Annotated in this window: 13 protein-coding genes; 2 read left to right on the top strand and 11 right to left on the bottom strand. The window is 57.7% G+C overall.

What is annotated here, in order from left to right; all coding sequences use genetic code 11:
* The 11 genes from ACEQWH_RS15740 to ACEQWH_RS15690 form a co-directional block, all read right to left on the bottom strand.
* Nucleotides 1-551: NADH-quinone oxidoreductase subunit C (locus ACEQWH_RS15740; protein ID WP_370232437.1), on the bottom strand; the 551-nt coding region annotated here is incomplete at its 3' end.
* Complete coding sequence (locus tag ACEQWH_RS15735) at nt 548-1,081, bottom strand: NADH-quinone oxidoreductase subunit B family protein (protein ID WP_370232435.1); 534 nt, start codon at nt 1,079-1,081, stop codon at nt 548-550. The genes ACEQWH_RS15735 and ACEQWH_RS15740, both read right to left, overlap by 4 nt.
* A complete protein-coding gene (locus tag ACEQWH_RS15730) occupies nt 1,072-1,437 on the bottom strand; it encodes an NADH-quinone oxidoreductase subunit A (RefSeq protein WP_370232433.1) in 366 nt (121 codons plus the stop codon). Before ACEQWH_RS15730 ends, ACEQWH_RS15735 begins: the two co-directional genes overlap by 10 nt.
* A gap of 322 nt (nt 1,438-1,759) precedes the next feature.
* Nucleotides 1,760-2,548 (bottom strand): crotonase/enoyl-CoA hydratase family protein, encoded by a 789-nt coding sequence (locus ACEQWH_RS15725; RefSeq protein ID WP_370232431.1) that lies wholly within the window; start codon nt 2,546-2,548, stop codon nt 1,760-1,762.
* Between the two features lies 1 nt (nt 2,549).
* Entirely contained in the window at nt 2,550-3,407 is an 858-nt protein-coding gene (locus tag ACEQWH_RS15720) for a hydroxymethylglutaryl-CoA lyase (RefSeq protein WP_370232429.1), read from the bottom strand.
* Nucleotides 3,408-4,067: a glutathione S-transferase family protein gene (locus ACEQWH_RS15715; protein WP_370232427.1), complete on the bottom strand. Its 660-nt coding sequence runs from the start codon at nt 4,065-4,067 to the stop codon at nt 3,408-3,410.
* Complete coding sequence (locus ACEQWH_RS15710) at nt 4,064-5,998, bottom strand: biotin carboxylase N-terminal domain-containing protein (protein WP_370232425.1); 1,935 nt, start codon at nt 5,996-5,998, stop codon at nt 4,064-4,066. The genes ACEQWH_RS15715 and ACEQWH_RS15710 overlap by 4 nt, the downstream gene beginning before the upstream one ends.
* 65 nt (nt 5,999-6,063) lie before the next feature.
* Entirely contained in the window at nt 6,064-7,668 is a 1,605-nt protein-coding gene (locus ACEQWH_RS15705; RefSeq protein WP_370232423.1) for a carboxyl transferase domain-containing protein, read from the bottom strand.
* Nucleotides 7,668-8,828 carry an isovaleryl-CoA dehydrogenase gene (locus ACEQWH_RS15700; protein ID WP_370232421.1) on the bottom strand — a complete coding sequence of 387 codons (1,161 nt, stop codon included), beginning with the start codon at nt 8,826-8,828 and terminating at the stop codon, nt 7,668-7,670. Before ACEQWH_RS15700 ends, ACEQWH_RS15705 begins: the two co-directional genes overlap by 1 nt.
* A gap of 142 nt (nt 8,829-8,970) precedes the next feature.
* Nucleotides 8,971-10,167, bottom strand: a complete 1,197-nt coding sequence (locus ACEQWH_RS15695) for a DegT/DnrJ/EryC1/StrS family aminotransferase (RefSeq protein ID WP_370232420.1) — start codon at nt 10,165-10,167, stop codon at nt 8,971-8,973.
* Nucleotides 10,168-10,207: 40 nt separating this feature from the next.
* Nucleotides 10,208-10,882 (bottom strand): HAD-IA family hydrolase, encoded by a 675-nt coding sequence (locus ACEQWH_RS15690; RefSeq protein WP_372521410.1) that lies wholly within the window; start codon nt 10,880-10,882, stop codon nt 10,208-10,210.
* A 142-nt stretch (nt 10,883-11,024) separates the two neighbouring features.
* Here ACEQWH_RS15690 and glmU point away from each other — a divergent pair, with 142 nt between their 5' ends.
* Nucleotides 11,025-12,380, top strand: coding sequence for a bifunctional UDP-N-acetylglucosamine diphosphorylase/glucosamine-1-phosphate N-acetyltransferase GlmU (gene glmU, locus ACEQWH_RS15685; RefSeq protein ID WP_370232417.1), 1,356 nt, complete (start codon nt 11,025-11,027; stop codon nt 12,378-12,380).
* The coding region (gene glmS / locus ACEQWH_RS15680) for a glutamine--fructose-6-phosphate transaminase (isomerizing) (RefSeq protein WP_370232415.1) at nt 12,380-13,428 on the top strand (1,049 nt) is incomplete at its 3' end. The genes glmU and glmS, both read left to right, overlap by 1 nt.

The raw sequence follows: 13,428 nt of genomic DNA, 5'->3' as shown, positions 1-13,428 counted from the left end.
GGGGACATGAAATCAAACTGGCGGTATTCTTGGGTCAGGCTGACGGGTTCATAGACCACGCGCTTAAGCTCTTCGTCATAACGCACTTCGGTATAACCGGTGGTCGGGAAGTCTTTGCGCAGCGGATGGCCGCGGAAGCCGTAGTCGGTCAACAGGCGACGCAGATCCGGGTGATCGGTAAAGATGATCCCGAACATGTCAAAGACTTCACGCTCAAACCAGTTCGCACCGGCGTGGACTGGCACAATCGACGGCACCATGTCTTCGTCCCGGATGGACACGCGCAGGCGTACCCGCTGGTTCTGATGCATCGACAGGAAGTGGTACACCACGTCAAACCGCTTGGCGCGTTCTGGGTAATCTACGGCGGTGATGTCGATCAGCGTCGAGAATTTGCAGGTTGGCTCGGTCTTCAGGAACTCGACAAATGCCAGCAGGTTGCTTGGCGCAACATCGATGTTCAACTCGTCAAACGTGACGTCCCATGCCAATACGCAATCGGTCCGCTTGGCCTCGATCAGAGCGCCCAGTTCTTTCAGTGCGTCACTCATCGTACCAATGTCCCTGTGCGACGGATTTTACGTTGCAGCTGAAGGATACCATAAAGCAGCGCCTCAGCCGTCGGAGGGCAGCCCGGCACATAGACATCCACCGGAACAACCCGGTCACAGCCACGCACGACGGAATAGGAATAGTGGTAATACCCACCACCGTTCGCGCAGGATCCCATGGAAATCACATAGCGCGGTTCTGGCATCTGGTCGTAAACTTTGCGCAGTGCCGGAGCCATTTTGTTGGTCAACGTGCCCGCCACGATCATCAGATCCGACTGACGCGGGGATGCGCGGGGCGCGGTGCCAAAACGCTCAAGGTCATAACGCGGCATGGACAGCTGGATCATCTCGACCGCGCAGCACGCCAGACCAAAGGTCATCCAGTGCAACGAACCGGTCCGCGCCCAGTTGATAATGTCCTCGGTGGAGGTCAGCAGAAAGCCTTTGTCCTGCAACTCTGCATTCAGCGCCTGTGTCGCCACTTCTTTGTCGACACCCGCTGTGTTTGCTCCGGTGATCACTCCCATTCCAAGGCCCCCTTCTTCCACTCATAGGCAAAGCCAATGGTCAGGACGCCCAAGAAGACCATCATCGACCAGAAACCCACCATCGAGATATCCTTAAACGCAACCGCCCAAGGGAAGAGCATCGCGATTTCCAGATCGAAGATGATGAAAAGGATCGAGACCAGATAGAACCGGACATCGAACTTCATCCGTGCATCGTCAAACGCATTGAAACCACACTCGTAAGCGCTGACCTTTTCGGGGTCGGGGTTTCGAACGGCAACAACAAAAGCGGCAAGGATAAGAACAAGGCCAAGTGCAATAGCGATGGCCAGAAATACGAGGATCGGGAGGTACTCCCTCAGCATCTCTTCCACAGGGTGGCTCCTTTCATGCACAGCAGTGTGCAGTCAGATGGCTGTATCAATCATCGTGGGTTTACCTGTGCCCTCATTTGGGGTCAACCATAAGGGCACCCTCTCACCTCAATTTGTGAAGCATTTATAAACCCGCACTAAATATGCGGCGGATCACCCCACCGGGTGACGTTGCGGAATCCTTGAAAAAAGCGGCTGTTGCTACATTTTTTGCCACTGCATCCACGAAGACCCGCGCAGATCGCAAAAAAAGGCGACATGCCGAGCACATCGCCTTTTAGCTGGGTAATTTAGACAGCGTGGGAGCTACAATTCCTTTGCCCTAGACGACCCAATTCGCTTTGCGTTTTTCAAAAAAGGCGGAAACGCCCTCTTTCGCGGTTTCGCTTTCCCAACAGGCCACCAATTCACCAATGCTGTGATCGATCGTGGCCTCGGTGATGTTGCTGCCCAGATAAAGCGCCAGCCTTTTGGACCGTGCAACCGCCTCTGGCGCCGCCGCGAAATAGGGTTTAATTTCTGCCTCGATCGCCTCATCCATGGCATCTGGCGCAACTACCTTTGACACCGCGCCCAGATCAAGTGCCTCTGCCGCATCAAACAGCCGGCCCGACATAAACACCCGACGCGCATTTGCTTCGCCCAGGCGGGCAATCACATATGGCCCAATGGTGGCCGGGATCAGACCCAAACGAACTTCGGTCAGCCCCATTTTGATCCCCTCTGCCGCAATCGCGACATCGCAGACCGCGGCCATGCCGACACCACCGCCAAAGGCATTGCCCGTAAGACAGCCGATCAAAGGCTTTGGCATCGAGTTCAAAGCAAACAGCATCATCGCCAAGGCCTTGGCCTCGCGGCCACGTGTGACGGGATCGGCCGCCATCTGGTCCTGCATCCAGCCCAGATCGCCACCGGCACAGAAGCTTTTGCCAGCGCCCTTCAGGACAACCACCCGCACGGCATCATCCTCACCCAACTGTTTGGCTGCCTCCGTGATCTCTTGGATCATCTGCGCCGACAAAGCATTGTGCTTTTCCGCACGGTCCAACAACAACGTCGCAACGCCGCGTTCATCTGTTTGAATAGAGATCGTGTCGAATGCCTGCATTTTAGGCTCCTTGCCGCATGGCTCTGGCCATTTCAGCGGCCTTTTCAATGATGTCTGCATCTAGGCCCGTGTCGTATCCAAGGGCCGTCAGCCGCGTGTTCACCGCCTCGGTCGCCACATTGCCCGCGGCACCGGGCGCATAGGGGCACCCACCCAAGCCACCAACTGCGGCATCAAACACCCGCACGCCGCGTGCAAGCGACGCCTCGATATTGTCCAGCGCCCGGCCAGAGGTGTCGTGATAATGCCCCGCCAGCTTTTCCACCGGAACAACCGCAGAAACCGCCTCTAGCAACGCATCAATCCGCTCAGGGCTCGCCTGTCCGATCGTGTCTCCCAGCGAGATTTCATAGCACCCCATGTCCAACAACGCTTTCGCGACTTTGGCCACCTGAGCGGGCTCGACGGGGCCATCATAAGGACAATCGCTGACACAGCTTACGTATCCACGCACCGCAATCCCCTGCGTCTTTGCCGCCTCGGCCACCGGTCCAAACCGCGCCAGACTTTCCGCGATTGTCGCGTTGATATTGGCCCTAGAGAAGCCTTCTGACGCCGATCCAAAGATCGCAACCTCATCCGCCTTCGCCGCAACCGCGCCTTCAAACCCGCGCATGTTGGGCGTCAGTGCCGCATAGGAAATGCCATCCACCCGCGTGATCCCGGCCAACACATCTGCGGAATCAGCCATCTGCGGCACCCATTTGGGCGACACGAAACTTGCGATCTCGATGCGCCTGAACCCTGCCGCGCTCAGGCAATCCACCAGAGCGATTTTGTCAGCCGTCGGAATATGCTGCTTTTCATTTTGCAGCCCATCGCGTGGACCCACTTCGAATATTTCGACTTTTTCAGACATTTATGCCTCTGGAACTGGATAGAAATCTTGCGCGTAAAACTGCTGTGGCCCTTCCGCGTCCAGAACCGCCTGATAAGCAGGACGCTGGTGGATGCGTTCGATATACGCGCGCACCGCCGGGAAAGGCTCGAGATCCACAAAGAAGGGCACCGCAAACAGGTTAAAGCCCATCATCGTATCCGCCGCCGAAAACCCCGAGGCCAACAACCAATCCTGCACCGTCAGCGCCTGCTCCAGCATTTTGACCGAAGCCCGCAGCCGCGCCACTTCGAGTTTCAACACAACCGGTGACGCTTTCGCAGGCGGACGCAAGAACACCATTTGCAGATTTAGCGACGCGATAATGCTGGCCTGCGTTTCCGCATAGGACAGCCACTGGAGAAACGGGATGCGTTCCACATCACCCGCCAATCGCCCAAAGCCCAAATCAGGGTGGGTCTCGCACAAGTATTCCGTGATGGCCGGGCTTTCAAACACCGCCTGCCCTTCTATCTCAAGCGCAGGCGCACGCCCGCCCGGCGATTTTTGCAAATAGGCCGGTGCGCGCAGCGACCCATCTGTGATCGAATAGCGTTCGACCTGATAGGTCAGCCCCATCTCCTCTAACAGCCACATGATGCGCATAGACCGTGAGTAAGGAATATGGTGCAAAACGATCATTCAGACGCCTCCTCCATCAGGATAAGCACGTCTCCGGCGTTGACCTGGCCGCCCTCGGTGCAGGGCACCTCAGAAACAACCCCGTCCATACCAGCCAAAAGCGCGTGCTCCATTTTCATGGCTTCCAGAATAGCCAGTCGGTCGCCTTTTTGCACTGTATCGCCCGCAGACACGAACAGGGCCTTCACAACACCGGGCATCGGCGCAGCAACAGAATTGCCCGAGGCATCATTATCCGTTGCACGATCCAGCGGATCCTTGATCTGAAACGCAACTGCTTGTGCGGCAAAAACCGTGATCTGATCCTGCGCGATCGCATGGGCATGGACGGCCTGACCATCAGCGGACCACATGCCTGCCTTTTGCACAAAGTCAAACATCTGCTCCTGCACCTCGACCGATACGTGATCTGGGCTGTGCACCTGAACAGACACGCCAAAAACATCGTCGCCCTGCGCAAGTTCAAGACTCTGACGCAGCGCACCCCACAGGGCAAACCCGCTGTCGCGCCCAAGCGTTGGCAAGACAGCAAACAATCCGGCCTGCGCCGCAAGCTCTGCAGTCACACCCTGGGCCTCAATCAGCTGATCATAGTCCCGCGCGATCAAGCCTGTGTCGACCTCGCCTTTGGCAAATCCTTCGTGGGCCGCCAATTGCGCCAGAAAGCCCAGGTTGGTGACCGTGCCCGCCAAATGCGTTTCCGCCAAAGCACGCCGCATTTTGGCCAAAGCAATGTCGCGGGTGGCGCCATAGGTAATAAGCTTGGCAACCATCGGGTCATAAAAGGGCGAGATCTCGTCCCCTGCCCGCACACCGCTGTCTGCGCGGCACCCTTCCGAGAACTCCAGATGCGAGATCCGCCCAATCGCCGGAAGGAAATTGTTGTTGGCATCTTCTGCATAAAGCCGCGCTTCAAAACTGTGGCCGGTCAGAGTCAGGTCCGACTGCGCCACTGGAATCGGCTCGCCGCTTGCGACGCGAAGCTGCCATTCCACCAGATCAACACCCGTGATGGCCTCAGTTACCGGATGTTCCACCTGCAAACGCGTGTTCATTTCCATGAACCAAAAGCGATCCGCCCGAAGCCCGTCTGACCCGTCCACAATAAACTCAACCGTGCCCGCGCCTTTATACCCGATGGCCTCGGCCGCCCGGACAGCTGCCTGCCCCATGGCCTCGCGCACCTCTGCGGTCATGCCAGGTGCTGGCGCTTCTTCCAGAACTTTCTGGTGACGCCGCTGCAACGAACAATCCCGCTCAAACAGATGCACCGCACGCACTCCGTCGCCAAAGACCTGAATTTCGATGTGCCGCGGGTTTTGAATGAACTTCTCGATCAGAACATCCGCATTGCCAAAACCGGTCATGGCTTCGCCCTGCGCACTTGCAAGCGCCTCGGCAAACCCATCTGCGGTCTCTACAATTCGCATGCCCTTGCCGCCGCCACCTGCGACCGCTTTGATCATCACCGGATAGCCAATTTCTGCGGCCTGTTGCGCCAGAAAATCCGCATCCTGCGTTTCGCCGTGATAGCCAGGCACCACAGGCACATTTGCCTGCTCCATCAGCACCTTGGCGGCGTCCTTCAGCCCCATCGCACGGATCGCATCCGAGCTTGGCCCGATAAAGACCAGCCCTGCTGCTTCAACCGCGTCCACAAACTCTGGGTTTTCCGACAGAAAGCCATAGCCCGGATGAATGGCCTCGGCCCCCGTGCTTTGCGCCGCAGCAATAAGTGCATCGCCCCGCAAATAGCTCTCGGCCGGGGCCGCACCGCCAAGGCTTACCGCTTCATCGGCCATCGCCACATGTTTGGCTTGCGCATCCACATCCGAGTGCACGGCCACACAGGCCACCCCCATGGACTGGGCTGTTTCAATCACGCGGCAGGCGATTTCGCCGCGGTTGGCAATCAGGATTTTCTGAAACATCTCCAGAACCCTCTCATTTCTCTTGCATCAAATATCCCGGGGGTGTGGGGGCTGGCCCCCACGCCTTACATCCGGAACACACCAAACTTTGTTTCTTCGATCGGAGCACACAGCGCAGCCGACAGGCTCAGCGCCAGCACATCGCGGCTCTTGCGTGGATCGATAATGCCGTCGTCCCACATCCGAGCCGAGGCATAGAGCGGGTGGCCCTGCTCTTCGAACATGTCGATCGTAGGCTGTTTAAAGGCCGCTTCCTCGGCCTCTGACCACGCACCACCAGAGCGTTCAATCGCGTCACGTTTAACCGTTGCCAGAACGCCTGCCGCCTGAGGCCCGCCCATGACCGAAATCCGAGAGTTCGGCCAGGTCCACAAGAACCGTGGCGAATAGGCCCGCCCGCTCATGCCATAGTTGCCAGCGCCAAAAGAGCCACCAACAAGCATGGTCACCTTAGGCACATTGGTGGTCGCAACTGCGGTCACCATTTTCGCCCCGTGGCGCGCAATGCCTTCGTTTTCGTATTTCCGCCCAACCATAAAGCCTGTGATATTCTGCAGGAAAACCAAGGGGATATTGCGTTGCGAGCAAAGTTCTACGAAATGCGCGCCCTTTTGAGCGCTTTCCGAGAACAGAACGCCATTATTGGCAACGATCCCAATGGGGCAGCCTTTCACATGGGCAAAGCCAGTCACCAGAGTTTCGCCAAAGCGCGGCTTGAACTCGTCAAACCGCGAGCCGTCTACAAGCCGCGCGATCACTTCGCGGATGTCATAGGGCTGGCGTAGGTCTGTGGGCACAACGCCCAGAATTTCCGCGGGATCATAGGCTGGCTCTTCGGACGCCTGCCAGGCAACGGTGGTGGGCTTTTCGATGTTCAGATTGCCCACCGCGCGACGCGCAAGCGCCAGCGCATGTGCGTCATCTTCGGCCAGATAATCCGCAACACCCGACAAACGCGTGTGCACATCACCGCCTCCAAGATCCTCGGCGCTGACGATCTCTCCGGTGGCCGCCTTAACCAGTGGCGGGCCTGCCAGAAAAATCGTGCCCTGCTCTTTGACGATGATCGAGACGTCCGACATCGCAGGCACATAGGCACCACCAGCCGTACAGGATCCCATAACCACCGCGATCTGGGCAATGCCCTTTGCGCTCATGCGGGCCTGATTATAGAAAATTCGGCCAAAGTGGTCGCGGTCTGGGAAAACCTCGTCCTGATTGGGCAGGTTCGCACCGCCGCTGTCGACCAGATAAATACACGGCAGATGGCTCTCTTCGGCGATTTCCTGAGCACGCAGGTGCTTTTTCACGGTCATCGGATAATAGGTGCCGCCTTTTACGGTGGCGTCATTGCAGACCACCATGACCTCTTTGCCCATGACCCGCCCGATACCGGCAATCGCGCCCGCGCAGGGGGCTGCACCGTCATACATGCCGTGTGCGGCGGTCGCGCCGACCTCTAGAAAGGGGGAACCCGGATCCAGCAGATTGGCAACCCGCTCGCGCGGCAACATCTTGCCACGGCTCAGATGGCGTTCGCGCGACTTCTCGCCCCCGCCCAAAGCAGCAGCTGCGGCCACGTCGTTGATCTGTTTCAAAGCCTCAAGATGCCCGGCGACATTCGCCTTGAAACCCTCTGAACTTGTAATGGCAGAAGAGTTTAATTTCATTACATTTTTCCCATGAGTTCGCGGCCGATCAACATGCGCCGGATTTCAGATGTCCCTGCGCCGATCTCCATCAGCTTGGCATCTCTAAAGATCCGGCTGACGGGTGTTTCATTCATAAAGCCCATGCCGCCCATGGCCTGCACCGCCTGATGCGCCACTTTCATCGCTTCTTCCGAGGCATAAAGCACACAAGCCGCTGCATCCTGACGGGTGACTTCGCCGCGATCACAGGCTTTGGCCACCTCATAGACATAGGCACGCGAGGAGTTCATCGCGGTGTACATATCGGCGATTTTGCCCTGCATCAGCTGGAAGTCCCCCAAGGACTGGCCGAACTGTTTGCGGTCTTTCAGATAGGGCATCACCTCGTCCAGACAGGCGGCCATGATGCCGGTACCGATGCCCGACAGCACGACACGTTCATAGTCCAGGCCGGACATCAGGACGCGGACGCCTTTGCCCTCTTCGCCCAGCACATTTTCAAACGGCACTTCGACGTCTTCGAAGATCAGCTCGGCAGTGTTTGAGCCGCGCATCCCCAGTTTGTCAAAGTGCTGCGAGGTCGTGAAACCCTTCATCTCTTTTTCGATCAAAAAGGCCGTCACCCCGCGCGAGCCCGCCTCGGGATCGGTTTTTGCGTAAACCACCAAAGTGTCCGCATCCGGGCCATTGGTGATCCAGAATTTGTTACCGTTCAGGACGTAACGATCGTTCCGCTTTTCCGCGCGCAGTTTCATGGACACAACGTCAGATCCAGCGCCGGTTTCAGACATCGCCAACGCGCCAACATGCTCGCCCGATACCAGTCTTGGCAGATATTTGGCCTTTTGTTCCGCCGTGCCATTCAGCTTGATCTGGTTCACACACAGGTTCGAATGCGCGCCGTAAGACAACGACACCGAAGCAGACGCCCGTGCGATCTCTTCGACCACAATCACATGTGCCAGATAGCCCATACCGACGCCGCCGAACTCTTCTTCGACGGTGACACCCAACAGGCCCAGCTCTCCCATTTCGCGCCAAAGCTCGTTTGGAAAAGCATTGTTGGCATCAATATCTTTGGCCAGCGGCTTGACCCGCTCTTGCGCCCATCGATGCGCAACCTCCTGAATTGCGTCGATTTCCTCGGGCAGATCAAATTTCATCGAGTGCATAAACATGGGTCGGTCCGTTTATTGAACATTTGTTCATTTATAGACTCAACGCAAAGGATCTGGCAAGCGCGCAAGCTGCCTTGCGACGCGACGTTCTATGGGTCGCGATTGATTGAGGGAACGGCGATTACGTTTGGGGGGCGCGGCCTCAGTCGCCCGACTGAAATACCACGCCGACCTCGGATTTGATGATCCGTGCGATCAAGGCGCAATCCTCGACGCTGAAGGTCAGTGGGATGCGCATATCCATGATCCCGTCCAAGATCCGGTCTGATCGCGCCATGGGTTCAGTCGGAGCATAGGCCCAGGACGCATAACGCGATGTGAAGGCGACAGGCTCTTGTCCACCAAACCACTTCAACTCTACGCCGCGCGTTTTGCAGCGATCCATGACCTCGTTGACCTTGGCAGATGACCAGTCAAGCAACAGAAACTGAATAGACGAGCCGACAAAATACTCTTCCTCCGGGCGCTCGACAATCGTCAGGCCCGGCGTGTCGCGAAGCCCCTGTTCAACTGTCCGGTAGCGCTCGTTCCAGCGTTCCGCTTGTTGATCCAAATCCCGCAATTGCGGACGCAGGATTGCCGCGCGCAGGTGGTCCATCCGGCCAGAAACATTCGGCGTTTGGTATTTGATCTTTTCAAACGCCTCAGCGGGTGGCACCGCACCGTGGCGTTCATAGAGCATATACGACCCGCTCAAGATGGTCGCCCGCGCCATAAGGTCGGGATCATCAGACACCAGCAAACCGCCTTCGCCCGAATTCACATGCTTGTAGGTCTGCGTGGAATAACAGGCCATATCCCCCCAAAGACCGGACGGCTTGCCTTTCCAGCTGCCGCCCATTGTGTGTGCACAGTCTTCGATAATGCGGATATTATGCGCCTGACAGATGTCCATCAGGGCTTCCATGTCACACAGATGCCCCCGCATATGGCTAAGCATCAGCACATCAGCGAGATGCGCTTTGGCCGCTAAGTCCTCAAGATCAATCACCAAATCTTCGGTGACGCCAACGAAAACAGGCACTGCTCCGACAGATGCAATCGCACCCGGAACCGGGGCCAGAGTGAAGGCGTTGGTCAGCACCTTGTCCCCCGGAGCTACCTGCATCGCGCGCAAAGCCGCGCCCATCGCATAGCCTCCGGACGCGACCGCCAGACAATAGTTCACACCCAACTGGCGTGCGAATTCCTGCTCCAGCAACGACACCTCACCCAGCTCGCCCTCGGCGACGTTATAGCGATGCAGACGCCCGCTTTGCAGAACCGCCATCGCGGCGTCGATGCCCTCTTGCGGGATCGGTTCTTGCTGGGTGAAATTACCGGTGAAAATCTCAGTCATGGGCGTCGTGTTCACTTTGTTAAATGCAGGGCACAGGCAATCAGGCCGTGCCGATCAGCCGTTCCACGATGTCAGGTAGCTCGCTGTAGTCCGACATCAAAGCTTCGGGTGTCAGGGCAGCCATATCATCGCCACTTGGCCCGAATGTGACAAGCACCGACGGCACGCCTGCGGCTTTGGCCGTGTTGCGATCCGTGTCGCTGTCACCTACCAACAGGGTATGCGGCATCTCTCCGCCAAGGCGCTGAACGGTCTCGACCAAAGGGGCAGGATCGGGTTTGCGCACTGTCAGCGTATCGGCCCCGACCAGGGCCTCAAATGCGTCTCTGACCCCCAGCTCGCGCAGCAGCTGATCGGCCAGTTTTTCGGGCTTGTTCGTACAGATCCCAACGCCATAACCAAGGGATTTGAGCCCCTCTATTGTTTCCATAGCGCGTGGGTAGATCTGGGTATGCGCCGCGATTGTCTCGCCATAGGCCTTCAGCAACACCGGGTAATATTGATCTACGGTTTCAGGCTTGTAACGATCCGTGCGTTCAAGCCCAACGGTCAGCATCCGCCGCCCTCCCCGCAGGGCAACGCCCGCGTCGCGATCGGGTGTAAGAACATCGCCTAACCCCATGTCCCGAAAGCAATAATTTGCCGCTGCAAGCAAGTCACCACTGGTGTCGGCCAGCGTGCCATCCAAATCAAAAACCACGGTTTTCCGCATCATTGCCCCCACAAGCCGCCAAAACGCGTGGCGACTTTCTGCCCAGCCCTGTTACAAGTCGCAACCATCTTTGATGGTATCCAGACTTGCACCGTCTTTGCACTCGGATAAAACGGGCACGCACGAATTACAAAGAGAAAATAATATGAGTATTGCGTTGGTCATCCTCGCAGCGGGCAAAGGCACGCGGATGAACTCTGACTTGCCAAAGGTGCTGCATGAAATTGCAGGCGCGCCCTTATTGATCCACGCAATGAAGTCAGGCGACTCGCTTCAGCCAGAGAAAACCGTCGTTGTTGCCGGTCACGGGTTTGAGGCTGTGAAGGCGGCTGCAGAGGGCTGGGATGAAGCCGCACAGGTCGTTCTGCAAGAAGAGCAGAAAGGCACGGGCCATGCGGTGATGGCCGCGCGCGACTCGCTGCAGGGCTTTGATGGCGATGTCATGGTGCTCTACGGCGATACGCCTTTTGTACAACCTGACACGCTGGAACGCATGGTTGATGCGCGTGGGGACAATGCGATCGTTGTGCTGGGCTTTACCGACAGCACGTCGGAAAAATACGGGCGTCTGGTGATGGATGGCGATCAGCTGACCGCGATCACGGAATACAAAGATGCCGATGACGCCACCCGAGCCATCGATTTCATGAACAGCGGTGTCATGCTGGTGAAGGGCGACATCCTGTTTGATTTGCTGGACGCCACTGACAGCGAGAACGCCTCTGGCGAATACTATCTTACTGACATCGTCGAAGTCGCCCGCAACAAAGGGCTGACCGCGACAGCCATTTCTTGTGACGTGTCCGAAACTATGGGCGTGAATTCCCGCGTGCATCTTGCCGAGGCCGAAGCCGCGTTTCAAACCCGCGCGCGTATCACCCTGATGGAAGACGGGGTCACATTGGTCGACCCAAGCTCGGTCTTTCTGGCGCATGATACAGTCATCGGTCGAGACACGGTCATAGAGCCCAATGTTTTCTTTGGCCCCGAGGTCACCGTCGAATCCGGTGCCACCATCCGCGCCTTCAGCCACCTTGAGGGCGCGCATGTGTCCCGCGGGGGTGTTGTGGGCCCCTATGCGCGCCTGCGCCCCGGTGCAGAGCTGGCCGAAGACGTGCGCATCGGCAACTTTGTCGAAGTCAAAAACGCCCAGATTGACGAAGGCGCCAAGGTTAACCACCTCAGCTATGTCGGCGATGCCTCCATTGGCGAGAAATCCAACATCGGCGCGGGGACAATCACCTGCAACTACGACGGCGTCATGAAACACAAGACGACCATCGGCAAGAACGCCTTTATCGGCTCAAACACCATGCTTGTTGCCCCTGTCACCATCGGAGACGAGGCCATGACAGCCAGCGGCTCGGTCATCACGAAAAACGTGGGCGACGGTGCGTTGGCTCTGGCACGGGCTCAACAGATTGAAAAACCCGGCATGGCCCGCAAACTATTTGAGATGCTGCGCGCCAAGAAAGCCAAACTTTCTAAGGATAAATCGTAATGTGTGGAATTGTTGGCGTTCTGGGGCACCACGAGGCGGCGCCTATTTTGGTCGAAGCGCTCAAGCGGCTTGAATATCGCGGCTATGACAGTGCGGGCATCGCGACTGTTCAAAATGGCGAATTGGATCGCAGGCGCGCGGTCGGCAAGCTGGTGAACCTGTCAGACCTGCTGGTCCACGACCCCCTGCCCGGCAAATCCGGGATCGGCCATACACGCTGGGCCACGCATGGCGCGCCCTCGGTCTATAACTGCCACCCCCATCAGGCAGGTCCGGTCGCGGTTGTGCACAACGGCATCATCGAGAATTTCCGCGAGCTGCGCGAAGAGCTGTCTGCGGCGGGCTATGGTTTCACCACCGAAACCGACACAGAAACCATCGCGCTTTTGACCCAGATGTTCATGGAGGCCGGCGACGCCCCCGTTGATGCGGCCCACAAGACTTTGGCGAAATTGGACGGTGCCTTTGCGCTCGCCTTTTTGTTTGAGGGCGAAGAGGATCTGATCGTGGCCGCCCGCAAAGGGTCTCCGCTGGCGATTGGTCATGGCGACGGCGAGATGTACGTCGGGTCTGACGCCATCGCGCTTGCGCCTTTGACAGATGAAATCACCTATCTGGAAGAAGGCGACAGCGCAGTCCTGACGCGCACTTCCCTGGAAGTTCGCAATGAGGCCGGAGAGCTGGCCAATCGCGCGAAAAAGAAAATCGCGATCGACAGCGCGCAGGTCGACAAAGGTGGCCATAAGCACTTTATGGCCAAAGAAATCGCAGAACAGCCCACCGTCATCGGCGAGGCCATCCGCCACTATCTGACGGATGACGGCACCGATATTGCTCTGCCCGACGAGATTGATTTCACCAAGATCGAACGCCTGACCATGGTGGCCTGCGGTACAGCATTTTACGCCTGCATGACGGCCAAGTACTGGTTTGAACAACTCGCAGCCCTTCCGGTGGAAATCGATATCGCGTCAGAGTTCCGCTACCGTGACCCGGTCATCACCAAAGGCACCGCGGCCCTGTTCGTCAGCCAATCCGGTGAAACCGC

The organism is Cognatishimia sp. (assembly GCF_964229375.1).
GTDB lineage: Bacteria > Pseudomonadota > Alphaproteobacteria > Rhodobacterales > Rhodobacteraceae > Cognatishimia.
Note: the sequence above shows the minus strand (reverse complement) of the source record. Positions and strands in the feature narration are given on the sequence as shown.

Coding starts and splice junctions, on each gene's coding strand:
- ACEQWH_RS15705 (WP_370232423.1), bottom strand. CDS start 7,668: ATGAAATTAAACTCTTCTGCCATTACAAGTTCAGAGGGTTTCAAGGCG.
- ACEQWH_RS15710 (WP_370232425.1), bottom strand. CDS start 5,998: ATGTTTCAGAAAATCCTGATTGCCAACCGCGGCGAAATCGCCTGCCGC.
- ACEQWH_RS15725 (WP_370232431.1), bottom strand. CDS start 2,548: ATGCAGGCATTCGACACGATCTCTATTCAAACAGATGAACGCGGCGTT.
- ACEQWH_RS15695 (WP_370232420.1), bottom strand. CDS start 10,167: ATGACTGAGATTTTCACCGGTAATTTCACCCAGCAAGAACCGATCCCG.
- glmU (WP_370232417.1), top strand. CDS start 11,025: ATGAGTATTGCGTTGGTCATCCTCGCAGCGGGCAAAGGCACGCGGATG.
- ACEQWH_RS15690 (WP_372521410.1), bottom strand. CDS start 10,882: ATGATGCGGAAAACCGTGGTTTTTGATTTGGATGGCACGCTGGCCGAC.
- ACEQWH_RS15720 (WP_370232429.1), bottom strand. CDS start 3,407: ATGTCTGAAAAAGTCGAAATATTCGAAGTGGGTCCACGCGATGGGCTG.
- ACEQWH_RS15700 (WP_370232421.1), bottom strand. CDS start 8,828: ATGTTTATGCACTCGATGAAATTTGATCTGCCCGAGGAAATCGACGCA.
- ACEQWH_RS15715 (WP_370232427.1), bottom strand. CDS start 4,067: ATGATCGTTTTGCACCATATTCCTTACTCACGGTCTATGCGCATCATG.
- ACEQWH_RS15735 (WP_370232435.1), bottom strand. CDS start 1,081: ATGGGAGTGATCACCGGAGCAAACACAGCGGGTGTCGACAAAGAAGTG.